Source organism: Atribacteraceae bacterium (assembly GCA_035477455.1).
Lineage (GTDB): Bacteria > Atribacterota > Atribacteria > Atribacterales > Atribacteraceae > DATIKP01.
Genome location: DATIKP010000080.1, coordinates 1 through 23,577, shown reverse-complemented (window position 1 = coordinate 23,577; position 23,577 = coordinate 1). Strand labels below are relative to the sequence as shown.

The window sequence follows — 23,577 nt, the reverse complement described above, 5'->3', positions numbered from 1 at the left end:
CTTATCGGCCACCGGTCAACACCTTGCAGTCGGTTATGATAGTCAAAAACTATTAAAGGAGCACATTCCATGGTGAAAAAAACACCACAGAAAAGAGACGCCGGAAGATGGCTGGCTTGGGAATGAATTACGGCAAGCTACTGATCAGGTGGCGCAGACCATCTTCCGCGCTTCCGTTGAAATGGAACCTGACGACCCGTCGTTTCCGTTCCTGAAGAGCTTCCCGGTCCCCCCGGGCCTGAGCGGCTTTCAGGATGCCGAAACTCATCGAAGAGACGGATCCTCCGGGATGATTCGGTATGAGGCAGTCCTTTCGGTCGCGAGCCGTGATCTGGATAAAAAGGCCGTTCCCTGCATCACCCTTGTGGAGCTGTCCGGTGGAATGAAGAAAACGAGGACCATAACCGAGCGTGGTGGCCAGTCCGGTTCTGTCCCGCACCAAAGTGCGCAATTCGTCGAGGAGACAGTTTATACTCGGCCGGGTATCGACATAGGCTTGCAAACTGATATAACCTTTGTCGTTTTTCCGGCCTATAAATTCCCGGAGAACCTCTCCCAGTGAAACTCCGCTGACCTCGCCATACACATCGACGGGACCCTCGGTAAGCATGGGGGATTCGGCGGGAAACGCGCCCTTTTCCAAATATTCCGAGACCATCCGGCGAGCCAGTCGCTTTGCCGTTTCGACGTCCGGTTGATCGAAGGGGTTGATTTTGAGAAGGCTGCCGGCGACGGCGGTTGCCAGTTCCCACCGGTATAGCTGGCTACCTAATCCATAGTGGTCGTCAACGGAAAACCGGATAACCGGATGGCCTGCCTGCGCCACAGCGTCAGCGAAACCGGGAAGAAATTCGGTTTCTCCGTCTTCAAGAAAAACAAAGAGGCGATCTGTCCCATACACCGCAACGGCCCCCGGCCGTTCCCCCACCACCGGCAGGATTCCTTTACCGTATTTACCGGTACTTTCAGCGATAAGCTGCTCGACCCAATCTCCAAAAGAACGTAGAGCCGGAGCGATGAAGAAGGTCAACTTATCCCGTCCCTGCCGGGCACATTCCCCGATGGCCGCACCCAGCACCAGCCCAGGATTGTCCATGACCGGGATATTTATTCCGGATCGTTCCATCTCCCGCTCCGCCCTGGCGAGCAGCCGATCTAGATCCATCCCGCCCAGCGCTGCCGGAACGCACCCGAAATGCGACAGGGCAGAATAGCGACCACCCAGATTGGGATCGTTCAAAAATATTTTGCGGAAACGGCATTCACCAGCCAGATCAATCAGACTTGATCCGGAATCGGTAATGGCGACAAAATGGCGCCCGGCCTCTTCCTGGCCCTGCGTCTCGGCAACCAGCCTATAGAAGTATTTAAAAAAGGAAATGGTTTCCACTGTCCCACCGGATTTTGTAGACACGATAAACAGTGTTTTTTTTCGGTCCAGGCGTTCCGTTTCCCGGAGTATCCTTTCCGGATCGGTACTGTCCAAAACCGCAAGGTCAATCCACCCCTCCTGGACTCCGAAAGTATGACGGAATACTTCGGGAGCCAAGCTCGACCCACCCATTCCCAGGAGAAGAGCCTGCTGGTATCCCTCCTCCCGCAAGGCGGCACAGAACCCGTCGATCTCCGCGAGCTGGGATCGCATGGATTTTGGTGAATCCAGCCATCCCAGACGGTTTACAATTTCATCCGGCTGCGATGACCAGAGGGTGTGATCGTGGTCCCGGATCCGCTCAATGAACTTACCTTCGCTCAGTCGCTTCAGTGCGTCCTCGACATCGCCCGCGTAGCCTCCAAGTCGGTAATGATCGGGGATACTCTGCACGAAAGACCACCTCCTTATTTTCGATCGCATCGTCCCATATACGTAAACCCATCCCAACCCAATCCCGGTATCCGCCACGCAGCGGTTGGACGACTCCTCGCCCCACCTGTTCGCACTCTCTTATTCTCCGCTTTGCCTTCCTCTCACCGTTTTGTTTCAATATCATACCAAAAGGAGACACACCAGGAAATAAGCGGTTGCGCCAGCGGGAAGTCTCGGGTACAATGGTGCGTGACTGAATCGGCCGATCGGCAACCGACCGCGAAAAGGAACGAACGCATGACCGGACAACCACTTCCACCAAAAACAAACCGGGGAATATCCCTGACCCTTTCCATCCGATCATTTGCCTCCGGGGAGAATGGCCAGCGTCAGAAAATATCGGCCTTGGTCGCCAAAAGCCTGACGGTATATCACCCTTGTCCTTCCGGAAATGCAATGGGCAGGAATCCGACTGTTCCAGAAAACTGCTTGTCTCCAAGGGAACCTCAGCCCCATAGAGCTAATATAGATGACTAACCACAGCCATGCGCCCAGTCAGAGCAGCGCCCTACCCAGGAAAAGTAGGACCACTCTTTTTTATGGCCGTTAAGCGGGAACAAATACGAAAAACCCTGCGTTTATTCGTTCCGACCTGGGGTAAACTGGTCGGGATTCTCTTCGTCTTGAAAACTCTCCCCTTCGGCGTACTCTATAACCCTTTTATTAGATTCTATACCCGAATCTATATCGAATATATCGAGCCGTTCATCGAATCTTCTGACCGGATCATGATCATCGCCCCGCACTGTGACGACGAAATCCTGGCTGCAGGCGGAATCATTCAACGGTCGGCTGCAGCGGGACAGACGGTGAAAGTTGTTTTTGTAACCTCCGGTGATGGTTTCGGGTTAGAATACGAAGGTCTGAGCGAAACCAATCGACTACCCCGCGGAGTGAACCTGGGCTATTTAAGGCAACGAGAGGCTATCAAAGCCCTGGAAATCCTTGGCTTAGCCAAGGAAAATATCATCTTCCTGGGCTACCCGGACAAGGGGCTGGAAAAAATGTGGTGGCTCTTTCATTCCCACGATCAACCTTACTATTCAAGGAACATTAAAGGTTATCGGAGCCCGTACTTTACCAGTTACACTCCCGGAGCCGTCTTCTGTGGGAACAAACTCCTCGATGATATCATGCGCTTGTTCACATCGTTTCAACCCAATACCCTCTATCTGCCTGACTCGTACGACCTTCATCCCGACCACCGGGCAACTTACTGTTTCGTCCGGGAAGCCCTGGAAACACTGCGGGGCCGGGGCGTCAAATGGGTCGAAAACCTGCAAGTCCTCCTTTACCTGGTTCATTACGGCCGCTTCAGATGGCCTCCCCAATGGGGGTATGATCCCCGGTCCCGGCTCTACCCACCACGCAAGCTACTCGGGGTACGCCGCTGGACCAATATCGAATTGACCCCGGAAGAAACCGTCCTGAAAAAAAAGGCACTAGAGAGCTACCGGAGTCAGAAGGTACTGCGGGAATTTCTCTTGTCCTTTGCCAAGCGGACCGAGATTTTCGCACACGACACTACATATCGCCTTCCCTGGAACGACTCACTGACCATTTTTGGCTCTCGTAGAGACTTCAAACTACCGATGTTGGTGGGGGGTGGGGATATCCAGAAAGTGAAACTGGAACAGAGAGAAGACCGCTTTTCCGTTGCCCTGTTTGTCGATTCCGGGATTCCCTTGCGGGTTCGTTACCGGATCTTGCTGGTTGGCTATCGAGAGGGGGAAATTGTCTTTCGGGAAAGCTATGTCATCTTTAACCGGAGGCGAGCAGTTAAAACCATGGGGGATAAGCACGCCGCTCCTCCTCAGGTGAATTCCGGACCAGGGTATATCCGGCTTGACTTTCAGCTGAATCAACACAGGGCGCCAAAAACGGTCTTTTTCTCAGCCGAGTCGTTTTTGCGAAAGAATTTTATGGTCGATCGTTTTCCCTGGAGTCTGGTCGTTTTTGAAGAAGAGTTATCAAGTAATCCCGATCGGGATGGGGATAGACTGTTTCGTCGAGAAGACGCATAACGCCGCTTTCCAGGAATACATTGTGGATTAATTTTCCGGAAGGATGGAAGTGTTCGAGAAGTAAATATCCACCTCCCCGGACCAAGGACAGAAATATCGCCCGCAACCGGCGAAGATGACCGGGGCCACCCAAGTAATAGAGCATCTCGGCAATGATCAGTAAGTCATATCTTCCCTCGATCGCTTCGCGAGTCACGTCCCGTTTCCATAGCCTCACCCGTTCTCCAAAGCGTTCCAGGTGCTTCCCGGCGCGTTCAATCGCTATGGCTGAAATGTCCACGCCGATCACCGTATAACCTTTTTCCAGAAGCATTTCGGTGAAAACCCCTTCGCTGCATCCTATTTCGATAACGGAATGAATACCCTCCGGGATGGCATCGAGGATCCGCCGGTACTTTTCCTGCTCAAATTCACTTCCCCGGTAGTTCCAGGGATCCGGTCGGAAGCGGTAGAGTTTTTCGAAGCGCTTTTCTCCGAAAAGGCAGGGAATGAGCGGCCAGAAAATCAGCCATAAGGTGTTCTCCGCAATCGACCTGATTTTCCGGAAACCTGGTATTCTTGACATTTTCATGGCTCATACTATAATGAATATCGTTCTGCCAGACAAGGGTTCGAATTGGAAGAAACTTCATGACTACGCCGGGTCCATTGCCGGTTTAACCAAGTCTTGGGGAGGCTCTTATGGAAATTAGAATAGCCCAGCCTCACGAGAGCGCGGATTTTGCCCGCTTGGTGCTTTTCTCCGGACCCCGGCTGCTGCCGGCCTTGTTTGGCCCCCGGGTCGAGGACCTGCTACGCTTTCTTTTCACCCGCCCAAATAACCTGTTCAGTTTCGAACATGTCCGGTTCGCTCTGGCCAATGAACGAATCATCGGAGTTGCTTTGGCCATGGATGCTCATACCTATAACCGGGAAGGACCGGGTACCGCTGCGGGGATGCTCCGCTTCCTGAAAGGCGGGTTCTTGCCCCTTTTTTTTCGTCTCCTGAGAATATACCGCATGAGTCATACCATTACGACCGGTCAATACTATTTAAGTTGTCTCGCAGTCGCCCCGGAATTCCGGGGAAAAGGAATTGGTAAAAACCTGTTAGACGTTTTTGAGCACGAAGGCCGCGCCCTGGGAATGGGTGAGACAGCCTTAGATGTCGAAGTCGATAACCGGAATGCCCGGCGGTTTTACCTCCGGGAAGGCTATGAATTCCGGAAGGAAGGTCCGTCGGTTCTGCTCGGCGGACAACGTTTCCAGTTCATTCGCATGGTAAAAAAGGTTCATGGATTGTCCAGGTCTTGACAATATTTGGCAATATATCTGCCCATAGACAAGGCATTCCTTTCGTGATAGCCTGATGGCGCTGGTTTAGGAACAGGCGTCCGGTCTTGCGACCGGAAAAGCCGGGCACACAGCAGCAGGAGAACCTGCGGGACCAAGCATATCCCCCGCAGGTTTTTTGTTTTTGAACAAAAGGTGGTTGGCTCATTGGACTTATCCGGAACGTATTTTGTCAGTCAGCGAATTCTCCTGTATATTTTTTTCCTGAACATTGCGGTCGCGCTGATCAAAATCACCTATGGTTTTCTGATCGGTTCTGCCAGTATCACCGCAGATGGATTCCATTCTCTGACCGACGGAGCGGCAAACGTTCTTGCCTTAGTCGGACTTTCCGTGGCTCATAAGCAAGCCGGCAGACCGCGAACATCCCTATGGACATAGAAAATACGAAACATTCACCTCCCTGACCATCGCCATCATGCTCTTCCTGGTAAGCGGCAATCTACTGCGGGACGGGTTATCCCGTCTGTCAAATCCGACAGTTCCTGAAGTTACGGCAATCGGGTTTCTCGTCCTACTTCTGACCGTCACGGTTAATCTCTTCGTCTATTTCTGGGAGAACCGAGCCGGACATCGCTTGAAAAGTGAAATACTGATTAACGATTCACTGCATACCCGCAGTGATATCCTGGTTTCTCTCTCCGTCATCGGGACGTTGATCGGGATCAGAATGGGTATTCACTGGCTCGACGTGGCTACAGCGGTGGTGATCGCCGGATTGATCCTGAAAACTGCGGTTACCATACTCGTTCGAAGTTCCGGCATTCTCTGCGATCGAATTACCCTGGATCCCCGCCTCATCGAGCAAACAGTCATGGATATCCCCCGGATCCGCGAATGTCACAAGGTGAGAACCCGGGGGAAAGAAGACGACATTCACATCGACCTTCATGTGCTGGTCGATGAGGCTATGTCGGTATCCGAAGCGCACAGCCTGGCCTGTCAGGTGGAAGGAAAGTTAAAGAAGGTTTTCCCGGGATTATCCGACGTCCTTGTACATATCGAACCCGGTTTGACTGTTCCGGATCGGACCTTGAAAGCTAAAGGGTAGTCGGGCAGGTCAGCTTAACTCAGGATGAGATGAGGCCATCTGTTATATCTGTACCTCTTCAACCCGAACTGCTCAGGTTGGCTTCGGAAGAATTCCTCCTCTCCCCAGTAAATGATCGGGAACCCTCGTATCGACAACAACCGACTCCGTTACTGACCGTCGACAAATACTGCTGACCACCAACCTCGGATTTTAACCGGTTAAAGAATCTGCTGGATATATTTTTCCAGGTCTTCTTTGGGCATCAATTCCACGCGTTCTCTGACCACCCTCCCTTGACGGTCGATGAAAACGGTATGAGGAACCCGGCTGACATCATACAGCCGAGCCACAGTCATATCCCGGTCGTAAAGAACCGGATAGATAATCTGGTTCCTCTCCACAAATTCCTCGATCTCTTGCCTTAATCCTATGCCCAGGATAACGAGACCCTGGGAGGCTCCGTACCGTTCATGCATTTCGTTAAGAAGCTGAGCTTCTTTATTACAATCCGGGCAACGGGCAAGAAAAAACGCCATCACCACCGGCTGTCCCAGGTAATCCGCCAGGGATACTTTTTCCCCTTCGAGCGTTTCCAGGGTAAAATCGCTGGCCTGTGGCGGTGAGGATAGCATTCCTGAACGAAACAAAAAGAAAACCACGACAACGACGGCAACCGCCACTGGTATCAATTTTTTGGGAGGGTTCTTCCCCCACCCCCCCTTTTTTTCTTCTCTTTTTTCCATCATCGCTTCCTCCCCATACTGTCATTCCTGAATGTCGTTAACAATTAACAATATTCCATGTAAGATCCGCAACCAGTCGGTGCCCGACGACTGCGAGCATGAAAACTAATCCATCACTGTTCAGTTCCGGAGGCACTCCGGACAAATATCATCAGTCCGGCTACTGCGGGCTCTGGCAATGATATCCCGGTCTTTCCACAGGCCTAAAAGACTTTCCCGGGCTTTCTGTTCGAGAGACCATAAATACACCAGTTGGTTTTCCCCGGCGGTTTTTTCATCTACCTCAGCCAGACCCTGCCTGATCAGTTCCGCATTGACCACAATCCACTCACCGTCTCCTTCATCCTGATCGGGAATGTAAAGATATCCGGTCCAGAGCGAGTCTTCGGGGCCAAATCCCAGGGCAAAGTCGAAATATACCTCCCGGTCGGCAACCAGTCTTCGCAATTCCAACTGTCCCTGACCGTAGACTCCTGGCAGACCGAGAGGAGGATTCACCCCGGCCAGGCGGATCCTCTTCTGTAAGGTTTCTCCACCATAGGAAACTTCCGCGAGAACAATGTTGGGTCGGGGAACTCGAAGGATTCTCGCGGTCATCGGTCCTTCCTGGGCTCCCGCTCCGCCACTGATCATGGTCACACTCAAGAATAAGAACAATAACGTGACGAGAAAAAGTTTTTTCATGATCTTCTCCTTTGTTCTGAATTATCGTTTTCCTCTTCTGACTGTTCCCTGGAAAAGACCGATCAATACAAAGCGGTTCCCCAGAGTAGGATGCTCAACATGAAAAACAAACCGGCCAGCGCAATTTTGGAAAAAAGAATATTTTTCCGGCCGAAACTAACCAATGCTTTAGACTGACTTCCGTAATACACCGTAGCGAACACCACCAGGAGGGGCACAATAAAAAAAGCGTTATAGAGGAGAAGGTACATGATGGCCCGCAACCGATAGGTGGTTTCGGCATGGATGAGCATAATGATTGGAAAATAGATCTGGCCGGTACACGTCGCCTCGAGAACCGAGATCACCACCCCGCTGAGGACGGCGGCAACTATCAAATTCCGGTCGGTGAAGTTCTTTTTCAGATACTGATTGATTTTTATGCGTATTCCCTTGGGAAGCCCCAGGGAAAACCCGGTTTCTTTTTTGTCTTTTTTATACTGAATCGCATCTTTGATACTGAAGACGGCAAAGATAAGCAGCAATGAAGCCATCGCCCCGTACATGATTCGGGTAACGAAATAATATCCCTCCAGGACCTGCCAGATTTGGAACAACAGAAGACCGAGCAAGAAGTAGACAACATAGACGGTCATGCTGTAGGTAAGTCCGATTTTCAATATCTTATTGCGGTTGTACCCCAACGCCAACAACAGGTTGACCATGAACACTATGGTAGCAAAAGCGCAGGGGTTCAGGCCATCCAGAAGGCCCGCCCCGGCCACCACCCAAAGCGTCATTCCCTCGAATCGCTGAATAAGGCTTTCCATGGCGCTCCCCGGAACGTTCACGGGGAAGACCCGCCGCTCCCCTTCGGGGAGTCCCAGGGTTCTGACAATCAGTGCTTCCAATTCTTCGGCAAATGTCGTTTCATCTTCAGAAGCAAGATACCCCGCCTCAGTGAATACGGTCACGGAAGCTTTCTCTTTCACCTGCCAGAATTCCTCGAGTTCAACCAACTTCTCATAATTCTCGGCGAAGATATAATCGAGATAGAGCACCTTGATTTCATCCTGGTAACGCTCTAATAGCGGGGCGGCAATCTCGTTTTTGATCCTCCGGCAGATGAGGCACCGAGAGGACCAGAAAAATTTCACAACCGGTAGTTCTTCAACAGTCAGGACCTGAGAAAAATCAGCCGTAACCGACTGGCGGTCGATGAAAGTGATCCGGTCTTCAAAGCGTACGAACCCATTCATCAGGAAAGGCAAATTTTCCGCTGTGCCCACAACAATGATCCGGTCGGGGAGCGCCCTTTCAATTTCCTCCAAAAAGGGAGCCAGCGAGTCTAAAGAGTCGTCCACGAAATTGAAGAAAAGCACCGAACGGTAATTCTCTGTATGACGGAAAAATGGCAGAAAAACACCCTCGTCCATCTCCAGCCTGTCGGAGAGGACAAGAGCATGTCCCTCATCGGCGAAGCGTCCGAGTATATCAAAGCTCGTGGCCACGTCTCCGGGTGAGGGGAGAATCACGACTTCTCCCGGCCCGGGGAGCAAGTGCTCCCATTCTTCGTCAGACAAACCATGGTCTCCCAAGTCCACCAAAACCGAATACATTTTCTGGTCTTCAATGGCGAACACGTTTTCCAGAGAACCATAGATATATAATTCATGCCCCCCTGCCCAGGCAGTCCAGACTAAGAACATCATCAGTGTAAGAATAAAAAGAAGCTTCCTCAGTTGCTGCACCTCCTCTTCCTATTCTTCATAGTATACGGGTAGAACCAGGAAATGTTCCCTTATAATAAAATTTATAACCATTGTACATTATACAGCTTTTCGTCTAATCTACTCCGAACCATTCCTTGAGGTCTTGCTCTGCGGGGACTTTCCCCTGGGAAACTACTTTCCCATCAACGGCGATACCTGGGGTCATCAATATCCCGGCTTCGGCAAGTTTTCCCAGATCATTGATATGTTCCACTTCCGCCCCGATACTGTAGTCGACGAGAAATGCCTTGATGACATCGATTACGTTCTGACATTTTTTACATTTCTGAACACCATAAACCTGGACTTTCATCGTCTTTGCTCTCCTTTCCTCCATTAAACCCTTTTGGCATAGAATCGCCTTGCCAATATGATGAACCTTTATATAATAACCCCGCCGGAACGGACAAATGTTCCACCGCCAAAACATAGACTATGCCTTTTTCGAGGTCTCTGTTTTAACTGATGATGAAAATCGCCTTCGAGTATTAACTGTTCATCCTGCCCGTCAACGAAAAACACAAACGGTTCTCCGGCGAACTCTTCCTGGGCTATCTCTGGCTTTACGCTATCGCCCGCTTCGACATCGAATATTTGCGGGAGAAATCGTTCGTCATCGACAAGGTCCTGATCATCGGCCACTTCGCCTGTCCTGTCGATTTCCTCTGTCGCCCTTATGCTGCGGAAAATAACGCAGCGATCCCGGGGTAGCGGCCAAAAAGGGACGGCGTAAATTTACTGGTGTTTGGGTCTACGCATAAACCCCATAAGGATCTTTATAGGACAGTTACGATCATCAAGAGGATAATCATATTGGCGAGGAGTGGCCGATCCAGTCGGCGATCCGATACTGTTCCGGTCAACATCCCCCCCCTTCCCCATAATCCACTACGACCGGCAACCGGTCCCGGGCTGAATCCATGATGGCCAGGATGACCTTACTGACCCGGTAGCCATCCTCAAACCCGACCAGGAATTCCTCACCACTTCTCAGCCGGTCGACAAAATCCCGGATACTTTCATAAGCGAATCCCATTGGTTTTCCGTGGACCGTCGGCATGATCAGAATGTCCGGATGGTCGCTTTTTTCCGGGAGATAGCGCTCGAAAGCTTGATTCCCGGTTAAATCCATATTAATCATGCCCCGCTCACCCAGAATGTTCAGCTTAATATCGTTCCAGTGGGGATGGGTATCCGGGACGATCCAGTTATTCTCGATGCTGGCGATCACACCGTTGTCAAATTCCAGAATACTCTGATAAATATCAGGCAATAAAACACCTTTATTGACCAGTACTTCCGAGCGACTTACAGAATACACGCGGTGGACTTCGCCGCCGGAGAAAAACCGCAGGGTATCCACCGTATGACTTCCCAGAAACCACAGGATTGACGATTGCTCCGCCCAGGGGAGCATCCTGGTCGGAACGTACACGATGTCGTTGAGTCGGTAATACATGGAGATGAGTTTTCCGAGTGATCCCTCCCGGATGTTCTGCCAGGCAATGTATAAAGGGGGGCTCCAGCGAGAATGAAAATCTACCATCAACCGCACACCGGATTCCTGCCAGGCTTTGCGCATAACAGTCAGATCCTCATGCGAGGTGGCCAGCGGCTTTTCCAGCAGGATATGTTTACCCGCCTGGCAAGCGGCGATACACGGGTCCCGGTGGGCAAAATCGGGCGTGGCGATACCCACCGCCTGAATATCGGGATTGGCCAACAACTTTTCATAGTCGGTATACCAGTGCGCGGCGCCGTATTTTTCCGCAAGCGATCTGGCTTTGTCCTCCACCAGGTCACAGACTCCCACCAGACGGGCATAGGGATGAGAGGAAAAGATTTTCGCGTGCGCTTCTCCCCAGATCCCCGCCCCGATTACACCAAAACCGATACGATCCAATAACCCACCCCCTTTTTTTATTTTTACGACACCTGCTTCCATCCGAACCGGTGCTCCAAAACGATAGCTGTACCCCAAAGTACTTCATGATCCACTCTCAGTGCAGTTCACTTTATTGCGTATCAACTCAAGAAAGTGCAGTGCTTCCGGCCTGGCCAAAGCTCCGGTGGAAAAAATACTCTTAGGCGAAGGATGTTCAGCAATAATGAGACTACTTCTCCCGGCATAACATATACCTGATCGAGTACCCGGCGAACCGGGGAGTTCAGCAAGCTTTCCGGGGGGATCGCCATCGCTTATTGTTCACTCAAATAAGGATTTTGCTGCAAAAACTCATTTCAGCGAGGCCCCGTTGCCATCAGCCCCGCCTCATCTGGCATTTTCTCGCACGCATCAGACCACGTCCGGTTACAGTGATGCTGAAAAGGCCGTCCTTGGCCTTTTTACTTCGAAAATGCGGTGATTTCGGCGGCTGATTTAGGCAGCTCAGGCCCAGGCTTCCTTCGTTCTTTTGCAGCAAAATTACTTATTGCAGTGGAATCAATAAGTAAATCGGAACGCTTCGAGGCTATGTATGAAGACAAAACGGCTTTCCCGACAGGCAAGCTGCGGATCACTCTACCCAGCACCTGTGTACTCAAAAAAGCTACCCTGACGATGCGGGGAGCACATGCCCGACCAAGGATATTGTCGTCGACGCCTGAGAACCACCTCCTTCGGAGGTGGTTAACCTCGAAAAAAACGGCGCCCCACGGGGCGCCGCATTGAATGGTCATTCTTCCCGTTTACCCAGTTCCCGATCGAGCATCACCAGGGCATGGCCCTTGTCCCCGATCATTCGGAGGGTTTCCAATATCTCGGCAGCATTGGCCTCTTCTTCGACCTGCTCATCGACAAACCAGTTCAGGAGGCTTTGCGCCGGATAATCGTTTTCACTGCGAGCGCTATCGTATAGATTATTGATCATAGCGGTGACTTTCTGTTCATGTTCCAGAACCTTCTGGAAGATTGCCTGCGGGTTTCCATATTCGACCGGCGGTTGTTCGATCTGGTGCAGTGTGACTCGCCCCCCTCGTTCGTTGACGAATTTATAAAACTTCATGGCATGGGAGACTTCTTCATTGGCCTGCACTTTCAGCCAATGGGCAAATCCTTTTAAGTTCTGCGGTTCGCACTGGGCGGCCATGGCCAGATACATATAAGCTGAGTACAGTTCGTTCTTGATTTGCTCGTTGATCGCGGCTTCCAACTTCTTGCTCAACATAGACATTCACTCCTTGTGTCATTGGGTTTAAAATCGCTCGTTTCCTGAAGGAGGAAAGAAGGATCATCATCCTCTTTTTCGTAATCCGATTAAAGGAATAAACCGCCGAGAGTTCCTCTTTATTTCCCTGTCCGAATCAGATCACCGAATTTCTTCCCGAAGGCTTCTCCTTTCCGAAGGTCCCCGGAATCCGGACCACCAATAAATTCGAGGGTATCGACCAGTTGCCAGCGAAGGCTGGTGAGCCGTTGCTCTAACTCCCGGCGGGCACCGCCGGCCCACCCGTAACTCCCGAAATAGGCGATTTTTTTGTTTTTCATACCCTTTCGCTCGGCCAGGTCGAGAAAATGCGCAGATGGAGGAAACAGGCGGTTTTCATAGGTCGGCGCTCCCAGGAGCACCCCCTCTTTGGCCCACAGAGAAGGAAGAATATAGCTACCATGCGTCCGGCTCACGTCAAAGATATCGATAGACACACCAGATCGTGAGAGGCCCTGGACGACGGCATCCATCATCGCCCCGGTGTTTCCATACATGGTTCCATAAAGAACGGTCACTGCCGCTTCACCCGAATCGTGGGCATATGTGGCCCAACGCTTATAGAGGTCGACAATCCTTCCGGGGTTTTTCCGCCAGATCAGGCCGTGGGAGGGAGCGATGACCGATATCGGAAGATCATTCAACCGGCCGATGGCTTTCAGGACCTGGCTGCTGAACGAAGCAACGATATTGGCGTAATAGCGGAGTGATTCTTTTTCGTAAAAGTCGAAATCCGTGCACTCATCATCGAAAATCGCACCCCGGAGAGCGCCATACCCTCCGAATCCATCACAGGAAAAGAGAATTTTCGAACCGGCTTCATAGGTCATCATGGTTTCCGGCCAGTGAACGAAGGGGGTCATAAAAAACTTTAACGTTTTCCCTCCCAGGTCGAGCTCCTCGCCGTCCGTAACCACCCGGATGTTGTCGGTAATCCCAAAAAAGTTATTCACCATCGGCACGGCCTTTGCCGAACAAAGTATCTCCGCTCCTGGGGCGATCTCCCGGAGTACTTTCAAAATACCGGTATGGTCCGGTTCCATATGGTTAAGAACGATATAATCAATACCGGAAACCTTTGAGATTTCATTGATCCGGTCGATGAATTCGTCGATTTTGCTGGATTTGGCCAAGTCAATGATCGCTTTTTTCTCGGCGTTGACAAAATACGCGTTATAAGATACTCCTTCCCGGGTTATCGGCCATAACCCCTCGAACAAATCGGTGGTATGGTCGTTGACCCCAATCCAGTAAATATCGGGTTGGATAGCAACCGCCGGCATATTCGGCACCTCCTCGTCATCTTCAATTCCGGTACATTCCCTTCACAGTCGTATGAGAAACCTTGCTGATTATAGCACTAAACGGGAATAACCGGTCAATAATCCCGTGAGGCCCCCTTCTCCAGCAGTGAGCATTCCCCCGCTCTCAGGGGACCGGCAAGGCGCTCTCCGGGTATTCCCTGGTCGCCGATTGGCTGCAGGGAGGGCGGGTCTAATGCCCCACGATAAGCTAGAGGAATGAGCCTGGTAGAGGACTCTGGATGTAGTTCGCGATGTGTTCAGCGACTTACCCGAGGACCATCTCGTTCCTGGTGGGGAGCAAGATGATAGATTGCCCCTTTTCGACAGACGGACTCGTATAGGTGAGATCGTTAAGACCAACGAAGGTTATTGGGACATTCGACCCTGATCCCCCATTAACCCCACGAACACCTCCACCACCCGGGGATCGAACTGGCTCCCGGCGCAACGTATCAGTTCCGCAATGCCCTCATTTGTCGTCATCGGTTTTTTGTAGGGGGGGCGGCCGCTGGTCATCACCTCAAAGGCATCCACGACGGCAATGATCCGGGCCAAGAGGGGAATCTCCTCACCCGAGAGACCTTGGGGGTAGCCGGTACCATCCCAATGTTCGTGATGGGTGAGGACGGCCTCGGCGATAGAGGCTAATTCGGGGGAGGATTGAATGATCCGATAGCCCACTTCCGGGTGTTTTTTGACCATATCCCACTCTTCGCTCGTCAGGGAGTTCGGCTTTTGGAGGATTGTCTCGGAAATAGCAACCTTGCCCAGGTCATGGAGGTGGGCCAGCCGATCGAGCTCCGCAAGGTCGTTCTCCGGGAGTCCAAGCGCCTCGCCGATCATTTTCCCCAAGGTACCCAAGCGTCCAACGTGTTCTTCGCTTTCCAGGGCGTGATCACGCATCAAGTATTTCAGGAACGAAATGATCGACGAGCGGGTCTCGCGGCTCTCGGCCAGTTTGCTCCGGTACATTCGTTCTTCGGCCAGGGCAATCACTGAATCGGCCGATTCCTCCGCAACCACCTTGACCGCCCAACCCAGAGAGACACTGAGGGGGATGGGATCCGGCGGAATCTTCCGGCAGGCCTCCCGGATCCGGTCGACAATGTCCAGGACCGTTTTTTCCGGAGTGCGGGGGAGCAGGATGATGAACTCATCCCCACCCCAGCGCCCGATCAGGTCTTCCTTACGGCAGGTCTCACGGAGTACCCAGGCAAAACGTTGCAGAAGCCTGTCTCCTTTCGGGTGACCGAAGGCATCGTTCGTCAGCTTCAAACCATTGACGTCACACAGCACCACCCCCAGGGAATGATCACGTGAGTCGCTCAGGCGACGTAGTTCCTCTTCGATGAAGGCCCGGTTGAAACACTGAGTCAAAGCATCGTGAAAACTCAGGTAGCGGATTTTTTCTTCCGCTATCCAGCGGGCGGTAATGTCTGAGACCACAGTCGCAAAGCGGTTCTGACCCAGGGAAAAGATCGAAATGGAAAAATATTTCTGCATCGGTGCAAAAAAGGTTTCAAATTTTTCCGGTCGGCCGGAATGCGCGACCCTAATGTAATTTTCTAAATAGGGCGGAGGGTCCGTCCCATAAAGTTCCAAAGCGAGCCTACCTTCCGCCTGTGCTTTTCCAATGCCGGTTATATTCTCGTAGGCCGGATTGACCTCCAGAATCCGATAATCCACCGCCCGCCCGAGTTGATCATACACTATTTCGTGGAGGGCAAAGGCCTCCTGCATGGTGGTAAAGAGTGAGCGGTACTTCAATTCGCTGCTTTTCAAGGATTCCTCGGCGGCCAATAATGAAGTGTTCGTGGATGTCAGCTCTTCCAACGAGGTGGCGAGCTCCTCGTTCAAGGTGGCGAGCTCCTCGTTCCGGCTTCGGATCATTTCTTCGGCTTTTTCTCGCTCTTGGAGATGTTCTTCCAGATCGTCGAGCATCCCATTCACTGCATGCCCCAGTTCGCTCAGTTCGTCACCACCGGTCAAATCGATCCGTCTGGCGAGGGATTCGCCCGGCCCAATTTCCATCACAAAACGATACAGACGCTGAAGGCGGTTAAGGACCATTGTGTCGAGAAAGTACGTAATGAACCCAATCGCCAGTAATCCCAGGATCGCCAAGGCAAAGACCATATAGCCGATTTCCAGGTGGGCCTGCGCCAGGAATTCCCGGCGACCGAACACTTCGACCTCGAGGGCGGGATTTCCGAACACGTCGTTCATCAGACCAAAGCCGGTCAGTGAGTCGGCGGTCGCGACCAGCCGGACCGGATACGCCTGATCCAGAATCCAGTTCTCCCCGGAACCGGTTTTCTCGCTGGCCAGGTGGAAACGAACCGGGAGTTGCGTGATATAGGAGACATACTCCTGCAAGAACAGATCGACGGGTTTTCCAACAAGCAGCGTTCCGCGCGATGGTCCCCGGGCTTCACTGGTCAAGATGGGTTGGGAAGCAATGAAGAAAAGTTCGTCCGTCAGCCTGAGTAAGCCGGCTGTCCCCTCCTCCAATGTCTCTGGAATCAAGAAAGCATCCTGTGCGGCAAGAAGATCGAGAAGCTCTGCCGGGATTGGAGTCTCCCTTCCCAAATCGGGATCGAACCCCTTTCCAAAAACCAACTCTCCCCTGGTGTCCACGTACACCATAAAAGCGAAGCGGTACCGAGAAAAAGTCTCGTCGACCAGGTTGGCCTGAATATATTCGGGGTTGCGTTCCTCGATAAAGGCATAGGTGTCGTCCCAGGCCGCCCAGTCCTCGGTAGTGGTGAGAAGATTGCCCATTTCCCGATCGAGGGCCAACAGGGCCGTGGTCGTCCGGTGTCGGGCGGAGAGTTCGTCATGATCGTCTGCGAATCGCCGTACTATCCACCAGTTCACCACGCAGAGAACCATGAATACGACCGAAAGACTCACCGCCAGGGCAAGACGAATTTTTTTCTGGATGGTCAAGGCATTGTCTCCTGCTTTTTCGATTTCATTGTTTCCACGAACTCCTCCACCACTCAGGGTCGATTTCATACGTAACAGAAAAACCCTCTCTTTACGCAATAATAACCGGCATTCCAAGAATTCTATCCAGTGACACACTAAAGCCCTCGAGCCAATAGCTGCCCATACAGCTTTGCTAAGTCCGACTCCGTCTCTTCCCACTGGAATGGTCATGACTTTAAAAATGTCTGTAAAAAGGAAATAAAGGCCTGGACGTCAGAGGTGATAATTACCAGAAAACCACCGCCCTGGGAAGGGTACAGAGGAGCCCCGCCCTTATGACAAGCATAGCACCCGCCGAGCGTATTTGTGAAGCGATTAGTGAGTGTTTAACCAAAGGTATTTTTTTCTTCCCCAGCTAAGGAACTCCGCAGAGACCTATTCGTCGAAACTAGGGAGTTCCGTTAAGGGCAACAGCGCCGTTTCTCACTACCTGGTGGCCGAAAGGTATCCCCGGGGACTGTCGACCCGGGATATTGAAGCAACCTTTACCGAGGAACCGGGTAAGCGCTTGATCGGCAAAGGCGCTGTCAGCGAAGACACAGAAACCCCCTGGGAAGCATGCTTGGCCTTGAGCGGCTGCGACCTGTCCGGGTTCGATGTGTCCTGCATTTTCTTAGGTGCGGTTTATGAGCCGACGCGCACGTTCAAGGGGCCGAAAGAAGGGATTCTGTGCGCCTGGGTCCTCTCGACTACCGGGGAAAAAATACCGCTACCCATGCTGGGCAACAAGGAAAGTCGCAGTCGCTGGCTCGCTTTCTCAGCGAACACGCCCGGCAGAAGACCCGGTGAGTATCGCTGCTGATGGTGCTCCCAGCCTCAAGAAGGTTATCGACGAGGTCTGGGCACAGTCCCGCGGCGTGTTCGCTACCGGGCGCCTAAAGGGGCACAGGGTATTAGAGCGGATTCCGGGAGCGCGCCAGGCTGAAGCGAAAGCCCTCCTAACTGCGGTAAGAGCTGCTCCGGATTATGAATCAGGCTTTCCAGGAGCAAAGGAGCTGGTCAAAAAGGACGAAAAAGTATTCCCCCCGGGCAATGAGCCGCCTCGAAGAGGATTTTGAGGCATCGCCCGCCCACCTTTATCGCCGGCGGCGCACCGCCAATCTAATCGAGGGCAATTTTGGCGAACAAAGAAGGCGCAGCAGGGTGATCCCCCGCTTCTTCGCTGAAAAGAGCGCGCTCAAACTTGCTTGGGCTACACTTTGGCGAAGCAGCCTTAAACGGCGCAGGGCTAAGTTTTCAGAGATCGAACAGAAACCGGTTCTTGAATCACCTGAAAAGCCGAGCTTGATTCCCGATCAGACAGTTATGGATGACGAAAACAACTCGATCACCTTAACAACGTGTAAATGCAGGACCAATTGTAGTCCAAGTTTCAGACCATGTTCCACGTGAAACATACTTATACTCAGGGATCCCGTTCCTGTGGATAATTTGTTTATAGTATGAATACCACGCTACCTGCAGTTAAGTCACGGAACACGACTAATCCGATTATTATCCAAACATGTTGTAAAATATGAAGAATTTGTTCACAACGACATTTTTTCTCGGATAATTTGATTCTTACTTTCGGATCATCCAAAATAAAAAGGATGTGGATAAACTATGGAACGACGTCTTTATAAGACCTTGCTTTCTATAGCGCAGTATTACAATCATCACCTTACCCCTGAGCAAATCGAGAAACTCTTTTCCTATGGACAGCTTCTTAAGGAGCAAAATCGATTATTCAATCTGACCGGTTTTAAGACAGAAGCGGAAATTTTCGAAAACATCATATGTGAAGCGATAACCATGGTGACCCTACAGGAATTCGAAGATCCAAATACCTCTGTAGTCGATGTAGGATCGGGGGCAGGCATACCAGGCATTCCCTTATCCATTCTCTTTCCGCATCTCTCTCTGACCTTTATCGAATCGAATGCGAAGAAATGCGGTTTTATTTCAGATGTGCTCTATCGTCTTCAGTTACCAAAAGGATTCATCGTTTGCCAGCGGGCGGAAACAGCGGGTAGAGTTGATCACTTACGGGACACATTTGACATCGGAATAAGCCGAGCTTTGGCAAGCACGGCGGTTGCCTTGGAATTAGTCAGTCCATTTGTCCGGGTTGGAGGTTCTGCGGTCTTTGTTAAGGGACCGCGGATTTTTGAAGAACTCCAGGTATCCCGGGATGCCTTGCTGAGACTCGAGTGTGCACTGGAACGGCTTTTCGCTGTACCTCTACCTGGGTATCATCGTCTAATATATTATGCCGTGGTGAGAAAAAACAAAGTAACTCCACCTTCATATCCTCGGAGGGTTGGTATTCCTCAAAAAAGACCTCTATCCTGTTGAGAGATACCGATGGTAGGTAAGAAACGATCCTTATGTTGGAATGTTGGTTGATTACATTGAGGAAAAACATTGAGTTTGGATGTTCCACGTGGAACATCATTCTGCAAGGGATCCCGCTTGGACTGGCTTTTTTTATTTCCCAATACAAAACGTCGAAAAAAGTGTGTCTGCGATTTTATCGTCAAATTCTTTGCCGATGATCCTCCCAAGCCCGCGGCTGGCCTCATCAAGTTCGAATCCGGCCATATCCAGAGGGTAGTCTTCAAGCAAAACGCTCCGGGTTTTTCTTAAAGCATCAAGGGTTTGGCGGAGAAAGTAGCGTTGTCGCTCAGTCGCCACGAGGGATGTTTCTTCACCGTCCAGGGACTGGGAGGCGATCCCGGTTATGGCATCGATCAGCTTCTCGACACCATAACCGGTACGAGCAGAGATTTCATGAATCTCCCGGGCATTAAAATGGGTATAAAGGTTATCGTTACAATGATACTTATCTAAGTCTGCTTTATTGAGCACCAGTAAACAGGCTTTACCCTGAAGCATTTCGGCCAAAGTTAGATCGTTATGGGTCAAGGGCTGGCTTCGGTCCAAAACGGCTATAATCAAGTCGGCCTTCTCCAATGTTGTCTCAGTTTTTTGCATACCCAACTGTTCAATTGGATCACCAGTCACACGTATCCCCGCTGTATCGGCAAACTTGATCATGCATCCGCCGAGGCACAGGGTTTCCTCAACAATATCCCTGGTCGTCCCGGCTATTTCGGTTACGATAACCCGGTCCTGCGCAATCAACGCGTTAAACAGGCTGGACTTTCCAACGTTGGTTTTTCCGGCAATGACCACTCGAAAGCTTTCCTGGAGCACTTTCTGCCGTTCACTCCGAATTATTTCACTTTCTATCTCCGTGATGAACTGAGCAAGATCCCTAAGCACCGGTTCACCAGTACATGATCCAACAATCTGATCCGAAAAGTCGGTAAAAGCCTGGATGGTCGCCTGCAGAGAGGCAATGCGGCCCTGCCACCGATGGAGTAATTTCCCCAAGTCACCAGCAAGAATCCGATGCGATAATGCAAGGGCCTTATCCGACCGGGCATGGACGATGTGGGCGACTGCTTCGGCCTGGGTCAGGTCGATCCGGCCGTTCAAGAAGGCTCGTCGGGTAAATTCGCCGGGTGGGGCTGGGACCGCTCCGTTTTCTATTACCAGAGAAAATATCCGCTGAACCGGATAGGAGCCGCCATGACACTGAATTTCTACAACATCCTCCCGGGTATAGCTTCGAGGACTACGCATCAAAACTGCCAGTGCTTCGTCAAGAACCTGCCCCGACGTAGGATCAATGACATCGCCTACATAGAGCCTGAAGTTCTCGAACTCAGAAACTACCTGTGCCGAGCGGGGGCGAAATATTCGATCAAGGATTGAAATGGAATACGGTCCGCTTATTTTTACGATACCGATCGCGCCTGTGCCGAGCGGGGTCGCACAGGCAACAATGGTTTCATTCAGGTTTCGGGCGCCTTCGGTGTCTCTGCGGTTTTTTTCTGTTTCCATCTTTGTTTCTGGCGTTCCTCAAGTCGATAACGATCCGCCGATCCGGCTCTGTTCCCAGGCTATAGGTCATGATCTGGGGATGATCCTCCAATGCTTTATGGATAATCCTCCTATCACGGGCAACCATCGGCTCCAGCTTGATTTTCTTTTTTTCCTGAAGAACTTTACTCGCTAACTTATTGGCCAGTTTAATGAGCGTTTCTCTCCGTCTTTTCCGATATCCGGAAACATCAACATCCAGACCAATCCGATGAAGTCCTTTCTTGACCAGGATAATTTTCAGGAAGGACTCTACGGCCTCAAGGGTCTCTCCATACTTTCCAATCAAAAGGCTTGCATCTTTCCCATCGATATCAAGTAGTATCTTTCTTCCATTTTCCCGGACATGATATTCAATATCCATTTCCATTCTACCAATCAGTTGGCCAAAAACAAGACGGATTTCTTCCCTGGCCTCTTCCAGCTCTCCTTGGCTGACCGGAACGGTCTCTTCCTCTTTTTCCTTTTGCAGTCCGGTTTCCCGAAGCTTTTCTTCTATGGCTGGCTTTTCACTGCGCACAACTTTTGGCAACAAGGGATCAATCCGTTCACCGTTATCCACCCAAACCCGCACCCGCACCATGCGTGGAGAAAATATCCCGAGAAAGCCCCGATTTTCGGAAAGGACCTCAAACCCAAGGGATTTCCGATCGACTTCAAAATAACACGAAGCTCTCTCAAGGACTTCTGCAAGGTTTTTCCCGGAAATCTCAACGTTTCTTCGCACGTTTTTTGCCTCCCTTTTTTCGAGAAGAACCTGACACCGAAGGAGCTTTCTTCTCTATGGGAACCTTCACCTCTTCAACGTCTGTTATCTCTCGAACCTCATTAAATTCCTTGATCTCAGTAGTTTCTTTTTCTGGCGTGACGTCAACAACCGGACCAGAAACGCCTGGAGCGGATAGGGCTTTGTTCCGACGAGCCTGTGTTTCGAATATATAAGTTTGGAAAATAAAAAGTAGGTTGGATATAAACCAATGCAGGAGAACGCCGGCGGGAAGACTCCAACTGATGAAAACCAGGAAAATCGGCATAATGATCATCATGATCATATTCTGCTGGTTTCCCTCGCCCCCCATCATAGGGGAGGACATTTTCTGTTGGAGAAACGTCGTCGCACCCATCAAGAGAGGCAGAGCATAAAGCGGGTCTTTCTGAGCCAAGTTCGGGAGCCATAAAAACCCTGCGTATCCAAAGTCATAAGCAACCAAGACCCGGTATAAAACGAATAAAAAAGGCATTTGCACCAAGAGAGGAAGGCAGCCCCCTAATGGACTGACCCCCCTTACTTTATATAACTTCATCATTTCCTGGTTCAGTTTCTGAGGTTCTTTCTTATATTTTTCCTGGAGTTTTTTTATTTCCGGTTGGATCTGTTGCATGGCCCGCGTGGAAATATTCTGCTTGTGGATCACGGGATAAAGTGCCAAGCGGATGACGACGGTCAAAAGTATGATCGATATTCCGTAATTTCCGGTCAAAGAATAAAAGAATTCGAGAATGTACATCATCCCGTTTGCAAAAGTATCCCATATTTGAGTCCACATACGTGTATCCCCTTTTTAAAGATCGTGTTTTATCGGCACAAATATAAAGACCTGGATAACGCAGTAATACCGCTCGGCTGCCAACCGGTTCTGTTCAGGCCGGATCAAAGCCACCCTTCGAATATGGATGACATCGGAGTACGCGCCAGACGGACTTCAGTAATCCCATAAACAAGCCGTACTTTCTCAGGGAATCCCTGGCATATTGTGAACAGGTCGGCTCAAATCGACAGCAGGGAGGAAAAAGAAAGGAGAGGTACCGCTGATAGAAAGCAATGACCCAATCGAATAAGGCTAAAATCTTTTCATTCAGACAGGCCAGCACGAGCTTCCTCTTTCATAACGCCGGCTCTTTGAAGCAAATCACCTATCCACCGGACAACATCTCCGGAATCAGCCTGTATCAGCCGCTCGTCGCTCATGAACAAAATATCGACCGCACAATGTCCTACTTTATGAAAATAATGTTCACGGAAACACTCTTTCAGCTTTCTCTTAATACGGTTTCTCCGGACTGCCAGTCGGCTTCTTCCCAAAAAGCATGTCCGCACATTATCTTCTGATCGAAAAAAAACCACCAATCTGATTGGACCCCGATCATACTTCTTGCCTTCCTGGTAAATCCGTCGAAAATCACTTATTCTGGAAATATTCCTCATCCAATTTCATTGAGACGAGACGGTCAAGCGGACCCTCCCTTTCCTCCTCCGCCTACTCAATACATCACGACCGTTCCTGGTTTTCATTCTCTCCCGGAAGCCGTGGGTTTTTCGCATTCTGCTTTTATTAGGTTGAAATGTCTGTTTCATCCACGCCTCTCCTTTTAAAATTCCCACAGCTTTTGTTCGCCATCAAGCTCGGTTTCCCCAAGACCAATGATTAGCTGAATTTATCAGCAAGCAGATATTCGGTCCCTTTTTACCGCAGGAAATAAATGAATACAATAGTGCGGGTACCATTATAGCCACATTATCTACCAAGGTCAACACGCTAGACACAACCTCAGAGCTGACGCATGAAATAATTTAATACGCCCCTACAGTCGAAAAATCAATTTATTGCGGCTGCTGACTCTCATCTTGTGGAAGGACAACATCATCTCTTTTGATCACTGCTGCCCCTTTTTTACACCCCACTCTACGCAACCGGACATACCGGTAGCGTC

The 23,577-nt window shown here is 50.8% G+C and carries 21 protein-coding genes; 7 read left to right on the top strand and 14 right to left on the bottom strand.

Annotated elements, in window-relative coordinates; all coding sequences use genetic code 11:
• Positions 1–127 precede the first annotated feature (127 nt).
• Positions 128–1,825, bottom strand: coding sequence for a hypothetical protein (locus tag VLH40_05105; protein HSV31385.1), 1,698 nt, complete (start codon positions 1,823–1,825; stop codon positions 128–130).
• A gap of 581 nt (positions 1,826–2,406) precedes the next feature.
• On the opposite strand from VLH40_05105, the gene VLH40_05100 reads away from it, so the two are divergent.
• Complete coding sequence (locus VLH40_05100) at positions 2,407–3,891, top strand: PIG-L family deacetylase (protein ID HSV31384.1); 1,485 nt, start codon at positions 2,407–2,409, stop codon at positions 3,889–3,891.
• Here VLH40_05100 and VLH40_05095 read toward each other — a convergent pair.
• Entirely contained in the window at positions 3,788–4,456 is a 669-nt protein-coding gene (locus VLH40_05095; GenBank protein ID HSV31383.1) for an SAM-dependent methyltransferase, read from the bottom strand. The genes VLH40_05100 and VLH40_05095 overlap by 104 nt on opposite strands.
• Positions 4,457–4,572: 116 nt before the next feature.
• On the opposite strand from VLH40_05095, the gene VLH40_05090 reads away from it, so the two are divergent.
• The 3 genes from VLH40_05090 to VLH40_05080 all read left to right on the top strand — a co-directional run bounded on the left by VLH40_05090 (position 4,573) and on the right by VLH40_05080 (position 6,274).
• A complete protein-coding gene (locus VLH40_05090) occupies positions 4,573–5,184 on the top strand; it encodes a GNAT family N-acetyltransferase (protein HSV31382.1) in 612 nt (203 codons plus the stop codon).
• A 186-nt stretch (positions 5,185–5,370) separates the two neighbouring features.
• The gene (locus VLH40_05085) at positions 5,371–5,604 is read left to right on the top strand and encodes a cation transporter (protein ID HSV31381.1); all 234 of its coding nucleotides are present in this window, start codon (positions 5,371–5,373) and stop codon (positions 5,602–5,604) included.
• Positions 5,564–6,274: a cation diffusion facilitator family transporter gene (locus VLH40_05080; protein ID HSV31380.1), complete on the top strand. Its 711-nt coding sequence runs from the start codon at positions 5,564–5,566 to the stop codon at positions 6,272–6,274. The genes VLH40_05085 and VLH40_05080 overlap by 41 nt, the downstream gene beginning before the upstream one ends.
• Before the next feature lie 200 nt (positions 6,275–6,474).
• Here the strand turns inward: VLH40_05080 and VLH40_05075 are convergent, their stop codons facing one another.
• From VLH40_05075 to VLH40_05035, 9 genes are all read right to left on the bottom strand, one after another.
• Complete coding sequence (locus VLH40_05075) at positions 6,475–7,002, bottom strand: TlpA disulfide reductase family protein (protein ID HSV31379.1); 528 nt, start codon at positions 7,000–7,002, stop codon at positions 6,475–6,477.
• A 117-nt stretch (positions 7,003–7,119) separates the two neighbouring features.
• Positions 7,120–7,683, bottom strand: a complete 564-nt coding sequence (locus VLH40_05070) for a thermonuclease family protein (protein ID HSV31378.1) — start codon at positions 7,681–7,683, stop codon at positions 7,120–7,122.
• Between the two features lie 62 nt (positions 7,684–7,745).
• Positions 7,746–9,413 carry a hypothetical protein gene (locus tag VLH40_05065; GenBank protein ID HSV31377.1) on the bottom strand — a complete coding sequence of 556 codons (1,668 nt, stop codon included), beginning with the start codon at positions 9,411–9,413 and terminating at the stop codon, positions 7,746–7,748.
• A 94-nt stretch (positions 9,414–9,507) separates the two neighbouring features.
• The gene (locus tag VLH40_05060; protein HSV31376.1) at positions 9,508–9,747 is read right to left on the bottom strand and encodes a thioredoxin family protein; all 240 of its coding nucleotides are present in this window, start codon (positions 9,745–9,747) and stop codon (positions 9,508–9,510) included.
• Between the two features lie 68 nt (positions 9,748–9,815).
• Complete coding sequence (locus tag VLH40_05055) at positions 9,816–10,076, bottom strand: hypothetical protein (GenBank protein HSV31375.1); 261 nt, start codon at positions 10,074–10,076, stop codon at positions 9,816–9,818.
• 217 nt (positions 10,077–10,293) lie between these two features.
• Positions 10,294–11,337: a Gfo/Idh/MocA family oxidoreductase gene (locus VLH40_05050; protein HSV31374.1), complete on the bottom strand. Its 1,044-nt coding sequence runs from the start codon at positions 11,335–11,337 to the stop codon at positions 10,294–10,296.
• 772 nt (positions 11,338–12,109) lie between these two features.
• Complete coding sequence (locus tag VLH40_05045; GenBank protein HSV31373.1) at positions 12,110–12,601, bottom strand: ferritin; 492 nt, start codon at positions 12,599–12,601, stop codon at positions 12,110–12,112.
• Positions 12,602–12,720: 119 nt separating this feature from the next.
• Positions 12,721–13,923 carry an FprA family A-type flavoprotein gene (locus VLH40_05040; protein HSV31372.1) on the bottom strand — a complete coding sequence of 401 codons (1,203 nt, stop codon included), beginning with the start codon at positions 13,921–13,923 and terminating at the stop codon, positions 12,721–12,723.
• A gap of 387 nt (positions 13,924–14,310) precedes the next feature.
• On the bottom strand, positions 14,311–16,962 hold the full coding sequence (locus VLH40_05035) for an HD domain-containing phosphohydrolase (protein HSV31371.1): 2,652 nt from the start codon (positions 16,960–16,962) through the stop codon (positions 14,311–14,313).
• A gap of 295 nt (positions 16,963–17,257) precedes the next feature.
• Between VLH40_05035 and VLH40_05030 the strand changes: the two genes are divergently transcribed.
• Complete coding sequence (locus VLH40_05030; protein HSV31370.1) at positions 17,258–17,737, top strand: hypothetical protein; 480 nt, start codon at positions 17,258–17,260, stop codon at positions 17,735–17,737.
• Positions 17,738–18,540: 803 nt separating this feature from the next.
• On the top strand, positions 18,541–19,272 hold the full coding sequence (gene rsmG, locus VLH40_05025; protein ID HSV31369.1) for a 16S rRNA (guanine(527)-N(7))-methyltransferase RsmG: 732 nt from the start codon (positions 18,541–18,543) through the stop codon (positions 19,270–19,272).
• A 132-nt stretch (positions 19,273–19,404) separates the two neighbouring features.
• Here rsmG and mnmE read toward each other — a convergent pair whose 3' ends face one another.
• From mnmE to VLH40_05010, 3 genes are read right to left on the bottom strand one after another with little or no spacing between them, the layout of a single operon-like run.
• The gene (mnmE, locus tag VLH40_05020; protein ID HSV31368.1) at positions 19,405–20,826 is read right to left on the bottom strand and encodes a tRNA uridine-5-carboxymethylaminomethyl(34) synthesis GTPase MnmE; all 1,422 of its coding nucleotides are present in this window, start codon (positions 20,824–20,826) and stop codon (positions 19,405–19,407) included.
• Entirely contained in the window at positions 20,774–21,592 is an 819-nt protein-coding gene (gene jag, locus VLH40_05015) for an RNA-binding cell elongation regulator Jag/EloR (GenBank protein HSV31367.1), read from the bottom strand. The genes mnmE and jag overlap by 53 nt, the downstream gene beginning before the upstream one ends.
• The gene (locus VLH40_05010; protein HSV31366.1) at positions 21,576–22,373 is read right to left on the bottom strand and encodes a YidC/Oxa1 family membrane protein insertase; all 798 of its coding nucleotides are present in this window, start codon (positions 22,371–22,373) and stop codon (positions 21,576–21,578) included. Before VLH40_05010 ends, jag begins: the two co-directional genes overlap by 17 nt.
• A gap of 314 nt (positions 22,374–22,687) precedes the next feature.
• On the opposite strand from VLH40_05010, the gene VLH40_05005 reads away from it, so the two are divergent.
• Positions 22,688–22,975: a hypothetical protein gene (locus tag VLH40_05005; protein HSV31365.1), complete on the top strand. Its 288-nt coding sequence runs from the start codon at positions 22,688–22,690 to the stop codon at positions 22,973–22,975.
• Positions 22,976–23,577 lie beyond the last annotated feature (602 nt).

Excerpts from the sequence above, each read along its gene's own strand:
- VLH40_05100 (HSV31384.1), top strand. The coding sequence starts at position 2,407 with ATGGCCGTTAAGCGGGAACAAATACGAAAAACCCTGCGTTTATTCGTT.
- VLH40_05095 (HSV31383.1), bottom strand. The coding sequence starts at position 4,456 with ATGTCAAGAATACCAGGTTTCCGGAAAATCAGGTCGATTGCGGAGAAC.
- VLH40_05090 (HSV31382.1), top strand. The coding sequence starts at position 4,573 with ATGGAAATTAGAATAGCCCAGCCTCACGAGAGCGCGGATTTTGCCCGC.
- VLH40_05075 (HSV31379.1), bottom strand. The coding sequence starts at position 7,002 with ATGATGGAAAAAAGAGAAGAAAAAAAGGGGGGGTGGGGGAAGAACCCT.
- VLH40_05070 (HSV31378.1), bottom strand. The coding sequence starts at position 7,683 with ATGAAAAAACTTTTTCTCGTCACGTTATTGTTCTTATTCTTGAGTGTG.
- VLH40_05060 (HSV31376.1), bottom strand. The coding sequence starts at position 9,747 with ATGAAAGTCCAGGTTTATGGTGTTCAGAAATGTAAAAAATGTCAGAAC.
- VLH40_05045 (HSV31373.1), bottom strand. The coding sequence starts at position 12,601 with ATGTTGAGCAAGAAGTTGGAAGCCGCGATCAACGAGCAAATCAAGAAC.
- VLH40_05040 (HSV31372.1), bottom strand. The coding sequence starts at position 13,923 with ATGCCGGCGGTTGCTATCCAACCCGATATTTACTGGATTGGGGTCAAC.
- VLH40_05035 (HSV31371.1), bottom strand. The coding sequence starts at position 16,962 with ATGAAATCGACCCTGAGTGGTGGAGGAGTTCGTGGAAACAATGAAATC.
- rsmG (HSV31369.1), top strand. The coding sequence starts at position 18,541 with ATGGAACGACGTCTTTATAAGACCTTGCTTTCTATAGCGCAGTATTAC.
- mnmE (HSV31368.1), bottom strand. The coding sequence starts at position 20,826 with ATGGAAACAGAAAAAAACCGCAGAGACACCGAAGGCGCCCGAAACCTG.
- VLH40_05010 (HSV31366.1), bottom strand. The coding sequence starts at position 22,373 with ATGTACATTCTCGAATTCTTTTATTCTTTGACCGGAAATTACGGAATA.
- VLH40_05005 (HSV31365.1), top strand. The coding sequence starts at position 22,688 with ATGACCCAATCGAATAAGGCTAAAATCTTTTCATTCAGACAGGCCAGC.